Origin of the sequence: Pseudobacillus badius (assembly GCF_002189605.1) — a bacterium.
GTDB classification, from domain to species: domain Bacteria; phylum Bacillota; class Bacilli; order Bacillales; family Domibacillaceae; genus Pseudobacillus; species Pseudobacillus badius.
Window position 1 is genome coordinate 530466 of the sequence record NZ_MWMM01000003.1, and the last position, 14901, is coordinate 545366.

Sequence of the window (14901 nt, forward strand, 5' to 3'; positions counted from 1 at the left end):
GTATTAACCAAACAATAACATAAACATCGTGTTAAAGCCTTGAATAATGGACGGCAGAACAAAGCTGAAAATCGGCTGGATCGTATATTGGTACAGCGGTGTAATCACTATAATCAGAAAGATAAGCGTGCCGTATTGCTCATACTGGGTTAATTTTGCCCGGACAGACGGAGAGACAACATCCTCAATAATGCGGTAACCGTCCAGCGGCGGCAGCGGCAGCAGGTTAAATACAAATAAAACGATATTCAGCCAGACCATCATGTTGAGCAAGTCAACGAAGAACGGCGGCACTCCTGTCCGCACTGAAAAGAACAAAATCGCATATGCAACGGCCGCAATTAAAAAATTGCTCAGCGGGCCAGCCAGCGAAACAAGGATCCCCGCCAGACGGGGGTTTTGGAAGTTTCGGCGGTCAACCGGCACCGGACGCGCCCAGCCAAACCCCGCAATTAAGATTAGGATCGTGCCTATGGGGTCCAAGTGATGGACAGGGTTCAGCGTCAAGCGCCCTTGGCTCTTCGCCGTATCATCTCCAAATTTATAGGCTACATACGCGTGGGCGAACTCATGGATGGTGAACGCCACGATGAGAGTAATAATAACAAACGGCAACTCTGGCAATGAAAATGCTAAAAATCGGTCCAAATGCTAAACCCCTTTATTTTATATTAGTAAAGATTTTCTCCTTTGCTCTATTGCTTGTCCCCTTTGAAAAGCATACAATTTGTTTATATTGTGATTGAAATATATTGGAAGGGGTCAAGACATATGCCTTATGTAACTGTAAAAATGCTAGAAGGCCGCACAGAAGAACAAAAAAAAGCACTCGCTGAAAAAGTAACAGCTGCGGTAGCTGAAACAACTGGCGCTCCTGCTGAAAAAGTGGTTGTTTTCATTGAAGAAATGTCCAAAAACCACTATGCGGTGGCCGGTAAACGATTAAGCGACGAAGATTAATTGCCGGATCGCCGGTAAAACCCGCTGGAAGGCGGGTTTTTCTGTCCAGCTGCAGCGCCTTGCTCCTCTAGGCAACTAACCTTCCCGGCACGAAGCCAAAAAGCGGCTTCTGGCCGGAAAGAACATTTGCTCACCGGAGCATGCCAGGCGCTTCCGCTTTTCTTATTGCAGGTTGTTTTTTAATTTTTCAATGTATGTGTAGGCTTCTTGAATTTCTTCTTCGGTGTAGCGTTGTTTTCTTTTCAAGGTAAAGATTTTTTCAGCTACTTCCTCTTTGGTGAGCGTATCGAAGTATAAAACGGTGGATACGAGTTCAAGAAAGCGGGCGCTTTGGTTATTCATTTCTGCCACCGTTTCGCGCAAACAAGGCATATTTACAGCAGCGTGCTCCAGAAACGCTTCTCCTTCTGTTGTCAGCGTGTAACGGTATTGGTAGTAACCGCCCTTTTTTTCGCGCACTTCATCAATAAATTCCATGTTGCACAGTTCTTCCACGCGCAGGGTCAATTCTTCTGAATAGGGACCGTAAAAATGGAATTCAAACTTTTCCTGGAAGGGAAATGATATTTTCTTCGCAATATAAATCATTTTCTGCAGTTTTTTCCGCCCGATGACTTCTCCGCAGGCCGCAAAGACCCCCATTAATTTCGCATGCTCTTTCAACAAATTTTCTCAACTCCCACTGTATCATTCCCGGCGTCAAATTTCTAAAATCGATCGAATCTGCCGCTTAATATTGCGCTTGGATGAATCATCAGTCAATAAATCGGCAGGAAAATATAATTTATGGTCTGTTCTTCTTTTACCCGAAATGGCATCAACGATGTCAGACTCGCGTGACAGTTCGCGCAGTTCACCCGTGTTCATCAATAAATAGATCGGCAGCCGTTCTTCTTCTTCTCCCGGCCGGTAGAAATCATACGGAAGGTCGGATGAAGAGTCAAATACAAGATAATATTCCGGGTCAATGCCGGCTTTTTTAAATAACGCTTCTAATTCACTGTGTTTGCGGTACTCCTTTGCAGGATCAAATTCTACATACTTAAATAAGTCACGATTGACAAACCGGCGGCATAAATCACTTAGTATCGGATCTTTTTCTTCCTGCCACACTTGAAAGTAATACAGCATAACAGCTTCATCGAGTTTTAAATAGTCTGCAAGAATGTATTTCTCTTGAAAAATAGAGTAAAAGTGCAGAGGCGGGTATGTAAATGGGTAATTTTGCTGATTCAGCTCTTTCGCCCGGTGAAGTATTTTAGTCAGCAGGACTTCCGCACTCCTTGTGACTGGATGAAAATATACTTGCCAATACATTTGATAGCGGCTCATGATATAGTCTTCCACTGCGTGCATCCCGCTTTGCTTAAAGACGACTTGATCCTCTCGCGGACGCATGACGCGCAGCAAGCGCTCCATATCAAAATGCCCGTAGCTGACCCCTGTAAAATAAGCATCCCGCTGCAAATAATCCATTCGGTCAGCATCAATCTGGCTTGAAATCAAACTGACGACGAGCTTATTTTCATGCGTTTTGCCGATCACCTCGGCGACCTGCTTCGGAAAACCTTCGTGAACCTTTGACAACACGGCGTTTATTTCTGTTTCTCCTAGAATAATTTCTTTTGTAAACGCTTCATGATCAAGGTGGAATACTTTTTCAAACGAATGTGAAAACGGCCCGTGCCCAACATCATGCAAAAGAGCCGCGCATAGCGAGAGCAGGCGGTCCTCTTTGTTCCATTCCGGCCGCTCAGCGAACACATCATCTACGATGCGCCTGACAATTTCATATACGCCCAATGAATGCGTGAAACGGCTGTGCTCTGCCCCGTGAAATGTTAAATAGGTGGTTCCGAGCTGGCGAATTCGCCGCAGGCGCTGGAACTCCTTCGTGCCGATCAAATCCCAAATCACTAAATCACGAACATGAATGTACCGGTGAACAGGATCTTTAAATACTTTTTCTTCCTTCAGCTTGCTGTGTGAGTATTCCATTTTGCCCCCCCATTCGTGCTTATTCATCTATTTTAATTATAACGGAAAAATTATGAAGATAGGAGGAAGAAACCGTCCTTCCTCCGCATATAGTGAAATAAAGGGGGAGTTCTATATTCTCTTTATAAAAATACCGGCAGGAAGCCAAATTCATAGAATGACTGGCTATTTCTGCAGCCGGCTTTTTTAAACAAAAAATCACCTTATCCCATTTCCGGCAGGTGATTCATCTTTATCTCTTTAGCTTCTTCTTTACTTTTTCCATCAATTCTTCTTCTGTCAAAGCAGCAACCGGCCGGTTATTGACGAAAGTAAATGTTTTTTTGCGGCCAGGTCCGCAGTAAGACTGGCAGGCCACGTCAATTTTTGCTTCCGGATCAATATCCTTTAGCCTTGGCACTAGAGTTTTCAAGTTAACTGCTTGGCAGTCATCACAAACTCGAAATTCGTTTGCCATCTATATACAATCCTTTCTTAAATAAGGTTGAACTAAACGGTATTTTACCTCGAAAAAAAGCTGTTGGCAAGCACCTCACTCACAAGCGTGGCGTCCGTGTGCCGGTTAGACAGGGAAACTAGCAGAAAAAAATTATTTTTTCATATTGGTATAAATCTAACGTATTTGGATCATCCTGTCAGTAATTAAACTTTTACTAAAACAAGGAGATGATTAGAATGAAAAACAGACAAGATGCATGGTCAGAAGAAAACGACCTGCTGCTCGCGGAAACCGTATTGCGCCATGTGCGTGAAGGAAGCACACAATTGAATGCGTTTGAAGAGGTTGGGGACAAATTAAACCGGACATCTGCTGCCTGCGGGTTCCGCTGGAATGCAGTCGTGCGCCATCAATATGAAAAAGCGCTTGCCCTCGCCAAAAAACAGCGCAAGCAACGGAACCGTCTGCTTGGAAAAGAACAGGGCGGCAAGAAAAAGCTGCTATATCAGCCTCCGGTTCCTTCTATAGAAGAAGTAGAAGCCATGTCTTTGCCGCTTCCGAATGATATCGAAGCAGAAACAGAGCAAGTGCCGCAAATGTCGCTCGTTTCCGGTCATGAAGACATGTCGATCGAAAAAGTCATTGCTTTTTTGCAGACTCTTTCCAGTTCTACTTACCAGTCAGACCGGCTGAAACAAGAGAATGCAAGATTAAAGCAGGAAATAGATCAGTTAACCAAGGAAAAAGCTTCATTGGAGGAAACGGTCCGCGAGCTGGAGCAAAATTCAGTGACGATGCAGGAAGACTATGAAACATTAATAAAAATTATGAACCGTGCTAGAAAGCTCGTTCTCTTTGATGAAGAAGAGCCTAGCCCTACCGCTTTTAAAATGGATCGCAACGGCAACTTGGAAAAGCTCGCTGAATAAAGGTTAGTGTAAATACAAAGCCTTATCTGCCCTCTTTAAGACTCTGCAGATAAGGCTTTTTCATTGCGTTCGGTTACACGCTGCAAGTATCCCTGGTAGAGATCCATTTCTTCTCCTTGCAATGAACTGGCGTATAGACGGCCGGCATGCTGGTGAATCGTCTGTAAAAATCTCATCATTACATCCTGTATAGTGAGCTCGCAGCCTAGTAATTCAGATAAAGAGGCCATCACTTCCGGACGAATATCGGGATACTCCCATTTCGTTTTTTCTGCTTTTTTGGCAATCTCATAAAAACGGCGGATGAGCGCTGCCCTGTCTGAACCGCTGCCGCTTACGCATAAGTAAATTTGCACCGCTACTCCGCGGCGAATCCGGCGCTGGGAAATACCGGCAAACTTTTTTCCTCCAATGCTTAAATCATAACTGCCGGGACAATAGGAGCCGACAACCTCATAAGCCTCTATGTCCACCAGAAAGTCAGCAAACATTTCCTTAATCAGCAAAAACATCGCTTCATACCCGCGGTCAATGTCAATTCCCTTTTCCGTGTCAGGAAAGATAAGCGACAAATTCAGCACGCCTTCATCTAGAACGACCGCGAGCCCCCCTGAATTACGGACAATAACGGTGAACCCTTCCTCCTGCAAGAAAGCGGCCCCTTCCTGCAAAAAAGGAAGCTTTGTATCTTGTATGCCGAGTACGATTGTTTGATGGTGGACCCATGCCCGGGCAGTTGACGGGCTGATGCCGGCTCCGACAGCCGTGCATAATGTATCATCGGCCGCAAAGGATTGAAGGGCGCCAAACATCGGCCCCAGACTGGACTGGTCAATCAAGCGCCACTCCGGCTGCTTTAATAATTGTAGCGATTCATTCATCGTTCGTTCTTCCTCTCGATCATTAACATTAAAAAACCCAGGCTATTGACAAATACCTTGCTTCCTTGGCCGTCGCAAGCGGCGCGCCTTAAAAAGACAAGTATTTTCAATCAGCCTGGCATTAGAAAACAGTCGCTATCTGCAGGCCATTGCCGGTTTTATTCCACTTTAGCGGGAACAAACAGGCATTGCAACCGCTATTTCAACGATTGAGCCGCCGTAATGAGCGCCAGCTTATAGACATCTTCTTCGCTGCAACCGCGGGACAAGTCGTTCACCGGAGCATTTAACCCTTGCAGAATAGGTCCGACAGCTTCGAAGTTGCCAAGCCGCTGGGCAATTTTGTAGCCAATATTCCCTGCTTCCAGCCCTGGAAAGATAAACACATTTGCATCTCCCTGAATAATGGAATCAGGCGCCTTCTTCTTAGCCACAGCCGGAACAAAGGCGGCATCAAATTGAAATTCTCCATCAATGGCCAGACCCGGTGCTCTTTCTTTGGCGATCCGAAGCGCCTCGGCTACCTTTTCCGTCTCCGGGGACTTGGCGGACCCTTTTGTCGAGAAGCTCAGCATCGCTATGCGCGGCTCGATATCAAACATTTCTGCCGTCTTTGCACTCTCAATAGCAATTTCCGCCAAATCATTGCTGTCAGGAGCGATATTAATCGCACAATCAGCGAAAACATACTTCTCTTCTCCCCGCACCATGATAAACACGCCGGACGTCTTTTGGACGCCCTGCTTGGTTTTGATGATTTGCAAGGCTGGGCGGACAGTATCAGCGGTCGAATGGGCTGCTCCGCTTACGAGTCCCTCAGCATACCCCTTATAAACAAGCATGGTGCCGAAATAGTTTTCATCCATCAGAATGTTCCTTGCTTCTTCCTCTGTAGCTTTGCCTTTACGCCGTTCCACAAATGATTGAACCAATTCATCTAAACGGCCGTCGCTTGCCGGGTCGACAATTTCTGCTCCTTCGAGTTCCACCTGCAGCTGAGAAGCTTTCTGATATACTTCTTCGTTATGACCAATAATGACGGGCGTTAATAACTTCTCTTGTGCCAAACGGCCGGCAGCCGCTAAAATTCGCTCGTCAAGCCCTTCCGGAAACACAATCTTGACTTGTTGGCCGGAAAGCTTGTTTTTTAAAGCTGTAAATAAATCACTCATGCCATTTCCTCCTTGTCTCTTCTTATACTCAGCATACCGCCTGTCAGGATGATTTTAAATAATAAAATGGATCTTTCTTCATCATTCCCTTCTGCCGCCGCGTTCACACACCCGTCAAAGCACTTTTATGGATTGCTGCTAGATGTATGTTATATTAATAACTGACAACATTTACATAGGGAGTGGATCGCAATGAGTGAAGCAGCAAAAACAATTGATGGCTGGTATTGCCTTCATGATTTTCGCCTGATTGATTGGACAGCTTGGAAGATGCTTTCAAGTGATGAACGCCAAACGGCTATTTATGAATTCCAGCAGTTTCTCAATAAATTAAACACCGTTCATGAAGCCAAGGAAGGCAGCCATGCGTTTTACAGCATTGTTGGCCAAAAAGCAGACTTTATGCTGATGATCCTCCGTCCGACAATGGAAGAATTGAATGTAGTGGAAACAGAATTCAATAAGCTGAAAATTGCCGACTACACCATCCCAGGCTATTCTTACGTATCAGTTGTTGAATTGAGCAATTATTTAGCTGGTGATGAAGACCCGTATGAAAACCCGCAAATCCGTGCCCGTCTGTATCCTGAGCTGCCAAAAGCGAAGCATGTTTGCTTTTATCCGATGGATAAGCGCCGCCAAGGCGAAGACAACTGGTACATGCTTCCAATGGAAGAGCGCGGCAAGCTGATGCGCAGCCATGGCATGATTGGCCGCCAATATGCCGGCAAAGTCAAACAAATCATTACCGGTTCTGTCGGTTTTGACGATTATGAGTGGGGCGTGACCCTGTTTGCTGATGACGTTCTTCAATTCAAAAAGCTCGTATATGAGATGCGCTTTGATGAAGTGAGTGCACGTTACGGCGAATTCGGCGCTTTCTTCGTCGGCAACCTGCTTGATGATTCCAAGCTGGAACAGATGCTGCAAATTAACTGAGATATTTTTCAGCTATAACTGCTGATGAACGGTTTGAAAGCCTTTCCTGTTTTTTAGGAAAGGCTTTTTCTTTTGTCATGAAACATAAATTTTCACATACATATTAATTGACAAACCGTTTTAAAAAACCATTTGTTCAAGGAGGATTCTTGTGAATCAAACAACTGCTAACCCTTATATGTACAGTATGCCTTCCTATTATCAGCCAAGCCCTATGTATACGTATCCTGCCACTCCGACAACGCCTCCTGCAGGCACTGGCACTCCGCCGGCAGGGGGAAGCCAAAGCATCCCCGGCATGCTGCCTGCGGAAGAGTCTTATATAGAGAACATCTTGCGCCTGAACCGGGGAAAGGTAGCAACAGTTTATGCAACTTTCGAAAATAACCGCGAGTGGAATGCTAAGATTTTCAAAGGGCTGATTGAAGCAGCCGGTCGCGACCACCTGGTATTAAGTGATCCGCAGACAGGAAAGCGCTATTTAATACCGATGGTGTACGTTGATTACGTCACGTTCGACGAAGAAATTGAATATCAATATCCATTCGGCGGCGGCGGAGGGTTAGCCTCTTATCCGCCGCGGTAACCAAAAAGAGGCGGCTTCAAAAGGTCATGAAAAATGACTTTTTGGGCCGCCCCTTTTTCTTTTCCTGTTCTTACTTAAAGACTTATTGAACAGTCTCTCAAAATTTCATCGCAGCCACAATAAGCAGCACCCAGCCGACTAGAAAAGCAACACCGCCGATTGGCGTGATCGCACCGAGCACCTTGATCCCTGACAATGTGAGAGCGTACAAGCTGCCCGAGAAGATCACAGTTCCGATCAGCATCATCCAGCCTGACCAGTTCAGCACAGAACTAGCCTGGACTTGTCCCATAAGAATGCCGACCGCAATCATGCCCATTGCATGAAACATTTGATATTGTACACCTGTTTTCCAAATTTCCAGATACTTCGGTTCTACTTTTCCTTCTAGTCCGTGAGCACCGAACGCACCGAGCGCTACAGATAAGAAAGCGTTGATTGCTCCTATAATAATAAATAGTTTCATGTTCTTCTCCTTAAAAATCAAATATAGAATCGCCGTTTGCCCCATCATCTGTTTGCAGCTTTTCTGCCTGGTTGAAGGCGGGCTGTGCCGGCTGTTGGGTGACTTGACTGCTGATTGGCTGCGGTTCAGGCCGAACAACTCCTGTTCCTGCCTTGTCTGGTTCATCAAGCAGCATATCACATAATGTCCGGACCGTATAAATATGCTGTTTCATGCTTCCGCTTTTTTCAGCAAGACGGGCTTGCCGGATTTCTTCTTCTATTTTCTTCAAAACGGATAAATGAGAAATATTTATGTTCAAGCACCTCCTGCTACGGCTTAACTGATTTGGATGAGAATTGGCGGCACGGGTGGCCGGAAGCGTGCAAAACGACGGCTGACGGCAATTGCTTAGACTTAAAGCCATAAGCCCGGCAGCCGCGCGGACTTTTCTGGTCCCATGTAACGAAAAAGAACTTGCACTGAAAACAATTCACTTTGTTCATTGCTCCGCTCACTTCCCTCCTGCTTTTCATTCTAACAAATTTGGCTCGGCCAGAATACGAATTCTTTTTGACAAAGACGAATCCTGTCGCTTGAAGGCGCTGTTTCACGTGAAACAGCGAAAGTTGCCGAAACTGCAGGCGGGCGGCAGGAAGACGGTTCTTTATTGCTCAATTAGCTCCCAGTCAATCGGCTGCTCCCCAAAGCTTTTCAAGCACTCATTTGCCTTGGAAAATGGGCGGCTGCCAAAAAAGCCTCTGGAAGCTGATAAAGGACTTGGATGCGGCGCCTGAATAATGCAATGCTTTTCTTGATCAATAAGCGCCAGCTTTTTCTGGGCCGGCCTTCCCCACAAAATAAAGACAACAGGCTTTTCCCGGCCGCTGATTAAGGAAATGATGCGGTCAGTCAGCCGCTCCCAGCCTTTTCCCTGATGAGAATGTGCTTCACCCTGGCGGACAGTAAAGACTGTGTTCAGCAAAAGCACCCCCTGCTTAGCCCAAGGCACCAGGTAGCCGGTTGGGGGAACCGGACAGCCAAGATCGCTGTGCAGTTCTTTGAAAATATTCCGCAGCGACGGCGGGAGCGGAACATCCGGCTTGACAGAAAAGCTTAGTCCATGCGCCTGCCCCGGGCCATGGTACGGATCCTGTCCAAGGATCACCACCTTTACATCCTTGTAAGGAGTATAATGAAGGGCATTATAAATATCATTCATCTCAGGATAAATCGTTTTCGTCGCATACTCTTCTTTCAGGAATTCCCGAAGCTGCTGATAATAGGGCTTCTCAAACTCCTCGGCAAGCAGGTCGGACCAGTCATTTTTTAATATTTTCTTTGTCACAAACATCACTCCTTATTATGGATATTCAGCAGACTGTCTAGGTTTCTTTCACTAACGCCAAATGATGACCCAATCTCATAAGGTCACCCTCGCCAAAAACGGAGTGTTCAGCTGCTCTTTTTTGAAAGCGGGCATAGACTGTCTGACATTCCCTTTTTCTTCACTCACTTGAAGACATTGTAACCTTCCTATGACGGGACAGGCAAATGAAGGGAAACAGTTTCGGCCAACCCCTTAATGGCAGGGGCTGAAAATAGCTCGAACGACTGTTTTGTTATAGCTAATGGCAAAACAAAAAGCCGCTTCGGAGGCAGAAATCACCTAATCCAAAGCAGCCTAGCTAAGTGATGATTCAGTACACGTTCACTGGCACCAAGCTTAAAATGGCCCCCAGTCGATCAGAACGCCAATTGCCAGGAAGATAATGCCTAGTACGGTCCAAATTAACAGCAGCGGCAGAATAAATCGAAGCCACTTCGTCCAGGCAACACCGGCAATCGCTAAATTTGCCATCAAGATGCCTGATGTAGGGGTAATCACGTTGGTGAAACCATCTCCCATCTTGTACGCCTGCACGGCTACTTGTCTCGGGATATCCATTAAGTCGGCCAACGGAGTCATAATCGGCATAACAATCACGGCCTGCCCGCTTCCTGAAGATACAAGAATATTAAACAATTCATTGGCAATAAACATAACAATCGCCCCACTGACGCTTGTAAATGGCGTCATCACATTCGCCATTCCCTGTACGATCGTATCGAGGATTTTTCCGTCTTCCAAAATCACGACAATGGAACGGGCCATTCCAATGATCATAGCTCCGTATACCAGTCCTCTCGCTCCAGCAAAAAACTCCTTCACCAGCCGGTTCGGCGTTAAACGGGCGATGACTGCCGTCCCAACAGCAATCATTAAAAAGATTGCGGCCATCTCATTAAGCGACCAGCCATACTTGAAAACGCCGAACACATACAATCCGATCCCTGCTACGAGCCATATAAGAACAAGCTTATGAGTGCCTGTCACACTCACTTCTCCATTCAGCTCATCCTTCTCCTCAATTTTCGGGAAAGGCGTGTTCCCAAGGACGCTTTTCATCGGATTTTTTTGTATGCGTTTGACATACCAAGCGACGTACAAAATCGTAGCCAGCAAGACAGCTATATACATAATGACCCGATAGCCGATGCCTGAGAAAAGGGGCAGCTGGGCAATTTGCTGGGCTGTTCCTGTAGTGAGCGGATCAAGAAAGGCTGTGTTAAACCCTGCATAGGCCCCTAAATAGATCATAGACACCCCCACTACAGCATCAAGCTTCATGGATCTGGCCAAAATAATGCCAATCGGAATAAAAGCAATCACCGCATTGACGATAATGCCCAGCGTGCCAAAAATTGAAAATAAAATCATCACAATCGTAATCAAGACGAGCTCTTTATTCTTTGTTTTCTCAATCGTCTTTAAAATTAATGCATCAATCGCCCCTGTTGACTCAATAACCGCAAACGCCCCGCCAATCATCAATACGAGAAAAATAAGCGGCGCCGATTCAATCATTCCTTTTTGAATAGCAATAAAGATATCCATCAAACCGGCTGAGGATGCTTCAACCTGTGTATAGCTGCCAGGGACCACAACCGTTACTCCATCTACCTCTTCTCTTTGAAACTCCCCCGCCGGAATCGCGTATGTCAATAGAGCCATTAACACCAAAATTATGAATAAAATCACATAAGCGTCCGGAATTCCTAAAGTGATCTTCCGTTTCTTTTCCCCCATTCCCCTCACTCCGTTCTGAATTGTTTTAATTTTCAATTGACTATATCCATCGTAAATCTTATAATTTATTTTGACAACAATAAATCATAAAATTTATTCTTGGAGAGGGAATGGAACACAGAATGAGCTATTACGAGAAGACAAAAAAAGACTATGAAAATTTGACGCCAGGTCTTAAAAAAGTGGCAGAGGCGCTCTTGAACAACCCGATTTTATTTGCCACCCACCCGGCAAAAAAAATCGCCAGCATCTTGGATGTGAGCGAAACAATGGTGATTCGTTTTTCAAAAGCTGTTGGGTATGAAGGATACGGCGCCCTTCAATCGGATGTTCAAAGAAGCTTGCTCACCGTAGGCCCTCCTGAAAAAGAACCGAAAAAGGATACTCATCCGTTCAGTCTTGTAATGGAAAGCGACAGCAAAAACATTCTCCAAATTGCCGAGCACTTGGATTGGGCTACCATTGAAAAAATTGTTCATAGCTTAGCAGGGGCCGAAACGATTAAGGTGATCGGGTACTATCAGTCTTTTGCTTATGCCCATTGGTTCGCGGTTCTGCTGAACAGTCTGCTGGATAACACGACGCTCTACCGTCCGGAAACCGACATCGGCCTTACTAAGCAAGGAGCAGCGCACTGCGTCATTATTTTCTCTTACTACCGCTATGCCCTCGGGACCATCAGGCTGGCTGAAGAAGCGCGGAATAACGGAAATGAAGTGATCATCATTACCGACTCCCTTCTCTCTCCCCTTATTGAGTATGCCGATCATACTCTTGTTATACCAATAGCCAAGAAATCTGTATTGGAAAAAGGGCCCGTCACATTCTCTGTCTTGAATAGCCTTCTGCTCCACATTGCTCAAAAGATCGGCAAGCTGGATTTTATTAATCCGACGAGCAACTACTACATTAAGTAATGAGGAAAAAATTTATTGGGAGGTCATACATTTGGCAGCAACACTTCAAGAACGGGTAATGGATACTTTCAATCACTTGCACGCCAACCCTGAACTGAGCTGGGAAGAGGTTGAAACGACGAAATATATAAAAGAAAAGTTAGAAGAGGCCGGCTGCTCGGTCACTGTCTTCGATGATTGTACAGGTGTAATCGGAGATATCGGCAATTTCTCAGGAGAGGCTCCGGTTATCGCTATCCGTGCAGACATGGACGCGCTGTGGCAGGAAGTGGACGGAGAATTAAAAGCAAACCATTCATGCGGCCATGATGCCCACATGACCATGGTCTTGGGAGCACTATGGAGCATCAAGGACCGCGCAGATATTCTGCAAAAGGTCGGTGTCCGGTTCATTTTCCAGCCGGCCGAGGAAGTTGGGGCCGGCGCCCTAAAGCTGATCGAAAAAGGGGCAGTCGATCAGGTGGATTACTATTACGGCATTCACCTGCGGCCGATTCAAGAGCTGCTGAATGGCAAAGCAGCACCCGCCATTTTGCACGGTGCCACAGGTTCGCTGGAATTTGACATTCGGGGAGAGGATGCCCACGGCGCCCGCCCTCACCTTACTCATAATGCGGTTGAGATTGGCACCCATATTGTGAACGCCATTCATACGATCCATCTCGACCCAAATATTGCGCATTCTGCAAAAGTGACCCGCTTCCTGGCCGGAGAACGCAATACGAATATTATTCCCGGAAGCGCCACGCTGGCTGTTGACTTGCGGGCGCAAACAAACGAGCTGATGGAGCAGCTGGTCAGCCGCATCCATGAGATTCTGCAGTCTACCCAAAGCTTGTTTAATGTCACGATCAACATAGCTGAAGAAAATGGAGTAGCCGCTGCCGAGGTGCATCCGGAGGCCCAAGAAATCGCCAGGCAGGCCATTATACGCTCGATAGGCGAAGAGCAGACGACGGAGCCGATCGTGACACCCGGCGGAGATGATTTTCATTTCTATACAATCAAGAAGCCTCATTTGAAGGCGACGATGGTCGGTCTCGGCTGCGGACTCCAGCCAGGCTTGCACCATCCGCATATGACCTTTGACCGGGAAGCGCTGTTTAACGGCATACATGTCCTTGCCAACATAATTGAACTACACGCAAAAGGAGCAAACTAAATCATGAACTCATTAACAATCAAAGAAGTGGTCCTTCATCATGTAAATGTGGCACTTATCGCCCCATTTACCACCAGTTTTGGCACGATGGAACATAAAGACGTGTGCCTTGTCGAGGTAATCGACGAATCCGGCATCTCAGGCTGGGGAGAAACCGTAACAAGCAACGAACCATATTATAATGAAGAAACAACGTTCACTACTGTCTATATGCTGAAGGAGTTTCTTATTCCACGGCTGATTCATCAGCAAATCAATCATCCTGCCGAAGTGCATGATATGCTGCAATTTGTCCGCCGCAACAACATTGCGAAGGCCGCGCTTGAAACGGCGATATGGGATGCCTTTGCAAAGAAAAACAACCAATCCATCGCTGAGCTGCTGGGCGGCACCAAAAAGGAGATCGAAGTCGGCAAAAGCATCGGAATTCAGCAATCTCCTGCCGTGCTCGTCGAAAAGGTGCGCCAATATGCCGCTGAAGGCTTTAGAAAGATTAAGGTGAAGATTAAGCCTGGCGCCGACATTGACTATATTGATGCCGTGCGCGCTGAATTTCCTGATATTGCGCTGATGGCCGATGCCAACTCAGCCTACACATTAGCGGATGTAGATCATTTAAAAAAACTGGACCAATACAAGCTTTTAATGATCGAACAGCCTTTAGCCCATGACGATATCATTGATCATGCGACTTTGCAAAAAACCCTTGAAACGCCGGTTTGTCTGGATGAAAGCATCCACTCGCTCGAGGACGCCCGCAAGGCGATTGAACTCGGCAGCTGCCAAATCATCAATATTAAGATCGGCCGCGTGGGAGGCCTTTATGAATCCAAGCGCATTCATGACTTGTGCGCCGAGCATAACATTCCTGTCTGGTGCGGCGGCATGCTCGAAACAGGAGTAGGAAGAGCTCACAATATCCAGCTGACCGCACTTCACAACTTTACGATTCCAGGCGACACAGCTCCTTCCTCTCATTATTGGTCGGAAGATATTGTGACACCTGAAATCACGATGAACAATGGCGTGATCCATGTGCCGAGCGAAATCGGAATCGGCTATGAGGTCGACCGTGAAAAGCTTGCTAAGGTGCTGGTGCGTACAGAAAAGATCACAACAGCGGAGACACCGCATCCGATTCCATCCTAAACAAACAGGGGCATCTGCCGGCCAGGTTGCTGGCTGACAGATGCCCCTCTTCTCTTGGCCCTTCTCTCACTTCTGCGCCTGTTGATTTCCCTGATCTTAACAGCCGCATACCTGAAAAGGCTTGTGCAAAGTGTCTTAATTTTTTAAAATGTTAGTAGCAACTTATATCGCTATACACTCAAAGGAGGCTTTTT

The 14901-nt window shown here is 46.3% G+C and carries 17 protein-coding genes; 7 read left to right on the forward strand and 10 right to left on the reverse strand.

Annotated elements, in window-relative coordinates:
• Positions 1-3 precede the first annotated feature (3 nt).
• Complete coding sequence (locus B1A98_RS08775; protein WP_063384482.1) at positions 4-648, reverse strand: site-2 protease family protein; 645 nt, start codon at positions 646-648, stop codon at positions 4-6.
• Between the two features lie 99 nt (positions 649-747).
• Here B1A98_RS08775 and B1A98_RS08780 point away from each other — a divergent pair, with 99 nt between their 5' ends.
• Positions 748-960 carry a 2-hydroxymuconate tautomerase gene (locus B1A98_RS08780; RefSeq protein ID WP_412674657.1) on the forward strand — a complete coding sequence of 71 codons (213 nt, stop codon included), beginning with the start codon at positions 748-750 and terminating at the stop codon, positions 958-960.
• A gap of 162 nt (positions 961-1122) precedes the next feature.
• On the opposite strand, the gene B1A98_RS08785 is transcribed toward B1A98_RS08780, so the two are convergent.
• From B1A98_RS08785 to B1A98_RS08795, 3 genes are all read right to left on the reverse strand, one after another.
• Complete coding sequence (locus B1A98_RS08785) at positions 1123-1626, reverse strand: YwgA family protein (protein WP_063384481.1); 504 nt, start codon at positions 1624-1626, stop codon at positions 1123-1125.
• Between the two features lie 33 nt (positions 1627-1659).
• Positions 1660-2958 (reverse strand): HD domain-containing protein, encoded by a 1299-nt coding sequence (locus tag B1A98_RS08790; RefSeq protein ID WP_063384480.1) that lies wholly within the window; start codon positions 2956-2958, stop codon positions 1660-1662.
• 232 nt (positions 2959-3190) lie between these two features.
• Positions 3191-3415, reverse strand: coding sequence for a YuzB family protein (locus B1A98_RS08795; protein WP_063384479.1), 225 nt, complete (start codon positions 3413-3415; stop codon positions 3191-3193).
• A 218-nt stretch (positions 3416-3633) separates the two neighbouring features.
• Here B1A98_RS08795 and B1A98_RS08800 point away from each other — a divergent pair, with 218 nt between their 5' ends.
• Complete coding sequence (locus B1A98_RS08800) at positions 3634-4326, forward strand: RsfA family transcriptional regulator (protein ID WP_063384478.1); 693 nt, start codon at positions 3634-3636, stop codon at positions 4324-4326.
• 35 nt (positions 4327-4361) lie between these two features.
• On the opposite strand, the gene lipL is transcribed toward B1A98_RS08800, so the two are convergent.
• Both lipL and pta read right to left on the reverse strand, forming a co-directional pair.
• Positions 4362-5207 carry an octanoyl-[GcvH]:protein N-octanoyltransferase gene (gene lipL / locus B1A98_RS08805; protein WP_063384477.1) on the reverse strand — a complete coding sequence of 282 codons (846 nt, stop codon included), beginning with the start codon at positions 5205-5207 and terminating at the stop codon, positions 4362-4364.
• 197 nt (positions 5208-5404) lie between these two features.
• The gene (gene pta / locus B1A98_RS08810; RefSeq protein WP_063384476.1) at positions 5405-6379 is read right to left on the reverse strand and encodes a phosphate acetyltransferase; all 975 of its coding nucleotides are present in this window, start codon (positions 6377-6379) and stop codon (positions 5405-5407) included.
• 192 nt (positions 6380-6571) lie between these two features.
• Here pta and hemQ point away from each other — a divergent pair, with 192 nt between their 5' ends.
• On the forward strand, positions 6572-7318 hold the full coding sequence (gene hemQ, locus B1A98_RS08815; RefSeq protein ID WP_063384475.1) for a hydrogen peroxide-dependent heme synthase: 747 nt from the start codon (positions 6572-6574) through the stop codon (positions 7316-7318).
• 214 nt (positions 7319-7532) lie between these two features.
• Positions 7533-7904 (forward strand): spore coat protein GerQ, encoded by a 372-nt coding sequence (gene gerQ / locus B1A98_RS08820; RefSeq protein WP_370511062.1) that lies wholly within the window; start codon positions 7533-7535, stop codon positions 7902-7904.
• Positions 7905-8001: 97 nt separating this feature from the next.
• On the opposite strand, the gene B1A98_RS08825 is transcribed toward gerQ, so the two are convergent.
• The 4 genes from B1A98_RS08825 to B1A98_RS08845 form a co-directional block, all read right to left on the reverse strand.
• On the reverse strand, positions 8002-8370 hold the full coding sequence (locus B1A98_RS08825) for a DUF423 domain-containing protein (RefSeq protein ID WP_063384474.1): 369 nt from the start codon (positions 8368-8370) through the stop codon (positions 8002-8004).
• Between the two features lie 10 nt (positions 8371-8380).
• The gene (locus B1A98_RS08830; RefSeq protein ID WP_063384473.1) at positions 8381-8671 is read right to left on the reverse strand and encodes a YwdI family protein; all 291 of its coding nucleotides are present in this window, start codon (positions 8669-8671) and stop codon (positions 8381-8383) included.
• Positions 8672-9016: 345 nt separating this feature from the next.
• A complete protein-coding gene (locus B1A98_RS08840; RefSeq protein WP_240492439.1) occupies positions 9017-9697 on the reverse strand; it encodes a uracil-DNA glycosylase in 681 nt (226 codons plus the stop codon).
• A 378-nt stretch (positions 9698-10075) separates the two neighbouring features.
• Positions 10076-11479: a YfcC family protein gene (locus B1A98_RS08845; protein ID WP_063384471.1), complete on the reverse strand. Its 1404-nt coding sequence runs from the start codon at positions 11477-11479 to the stop codon at positions 10076-10078.
• A 110-nt stretch (positions 11480-11589) separates the two neighbouring features.
• On the opposite strand from B1A98_RS08845, the gene B1A98_RS08850 reads away from it, so the two are divergent.
• The 3 genes from B1A98_RS08850 to menC are packed head-to-tail and all read left to right on the forward strand — an operon-like array spanning position 11590 to position 14707.
• Positions 11590-12396: a MurR/RpiR family transcriptional regulator gene (locus tag B1A98_RS08850; protein WP_082821696.1), complete on the forward strand. Its 807-nt coding sequence runs from the start codon at positions 11590-11592 to the stop codon at positions 12394-12396.
• Between the two features lie 58 nt (positions 12397-12454).
• On the forward strand, positions 12455-13558 hold the full coding sequence (locus tag B1A98_RS08855) for a M20 peptidase aminoacylase family protein (RefSeq protein ID WP_063384849.1): 1104 nt from the start codon (positions 12455-12457) through the stop codon (positions 13556-13558).
• Between the two features lie 3 nt (positions 13559-13561).
• Complete coding sequence (menC, locus tag B1A98_RS08860; protein ID WP_063384470.1) at positions 13562-14707, forward strand: o-succinylbenzoate synthase; 1146 nt, start codon at positions 13562-13564, stop codon at positions 14705-14707.
• Positions 14708-14901 lie beyond the last annotated feature (194 nt).

What these genes read in the sequence shown, in the direction of transcription:
- B1A98_RS08790 (WP_063384480.1), bottom strand. Translation starts at nt 2,958, where the DNA reads ATGGAATACTCACACAGCAAGCTGAAGGAAGAAAAAGTATTTAAAGAT.
- B1A98_RS08795 (WP_063384479.1), bottom strand. Translation starts at nt 3,415, where the DNA reads ATGGCAAACGAATTTCGAGTTTGTGATGACTGCCAAGCAGTTAACTTG.
- B1A98_RS08800 (WP_063384478.1), top strand. Translation starts at nt 3,634, where the DNA reads ATGAAAAACAGACAAGATGCATGGTCAGAAGAAAACGACCTGCTGCTC.
- lipL (WP_063384477.1), bottom strand. Translation starts at nt 5,207, where the DNA reads ATGAATGAATCGCTACAATTATTAAAGCAGCCGGAGTGGCGCTTGATT.
- pta (WP_063384476.1), bottom strand. Translation starts at nt 6,379, where the DNA reads ATGAGTGATTTATTTACAGCTTTAAAAAACAAGCTTTCCGGCCAACAA.
- hemQ (WP_063384475.1), top strand. Translation starts at nt 6,572, where the DNA reads ATGAGTGAAGCAGCAAAAACAATTGATGGCTGGTATTGCCTTCATGAT.
- gerQ (WP_370511062.1), top strand. Translation starts at nt 7,533, where the DNA reads ATGTATACGTATCCTGCCACTCCGACAACGCCTCCTGCAGGCACTGGC.
- B1A98_RS08825 (WP_063384474.1), bottom strand. Translation starts at nt 8,370, where the DNA reads ATGAAACTATTTATTATTATAGGAGCAATCAACGCTTTCTTATCTGTA.
- B1A98_RS08845 (WP_063384471.1), bottom strand. Translation starts at nt 11,479, where the DNA reads ATGGGGGAAAAGAAACGGAAGATCACTTTAGGAATTCCGGACGCTTAT.
- B1A98_RS08850 (WP_082821696.1), top strand. Translation starts at nt 11,590, where the DNA reads ATGGAACACAGAATGAGCTATTACGAGAAGACAAAAAAAGACTATGAA.
- B1A98_RS08855 (WP_063384849.1), top strand. Translation starts at nt 12,455, where the DNA reads ATGGATACTTTCAATCACTTGCACGCCAACCCTGAACTGAGCTGGGAA.
- menC (WP_063384470.1), top strand. Translation starts at nt 13,562, where the DNA reads ATGAACTCATTAACAATCAAAGAAGTGGTCCTTCATCATGTAAATGTG.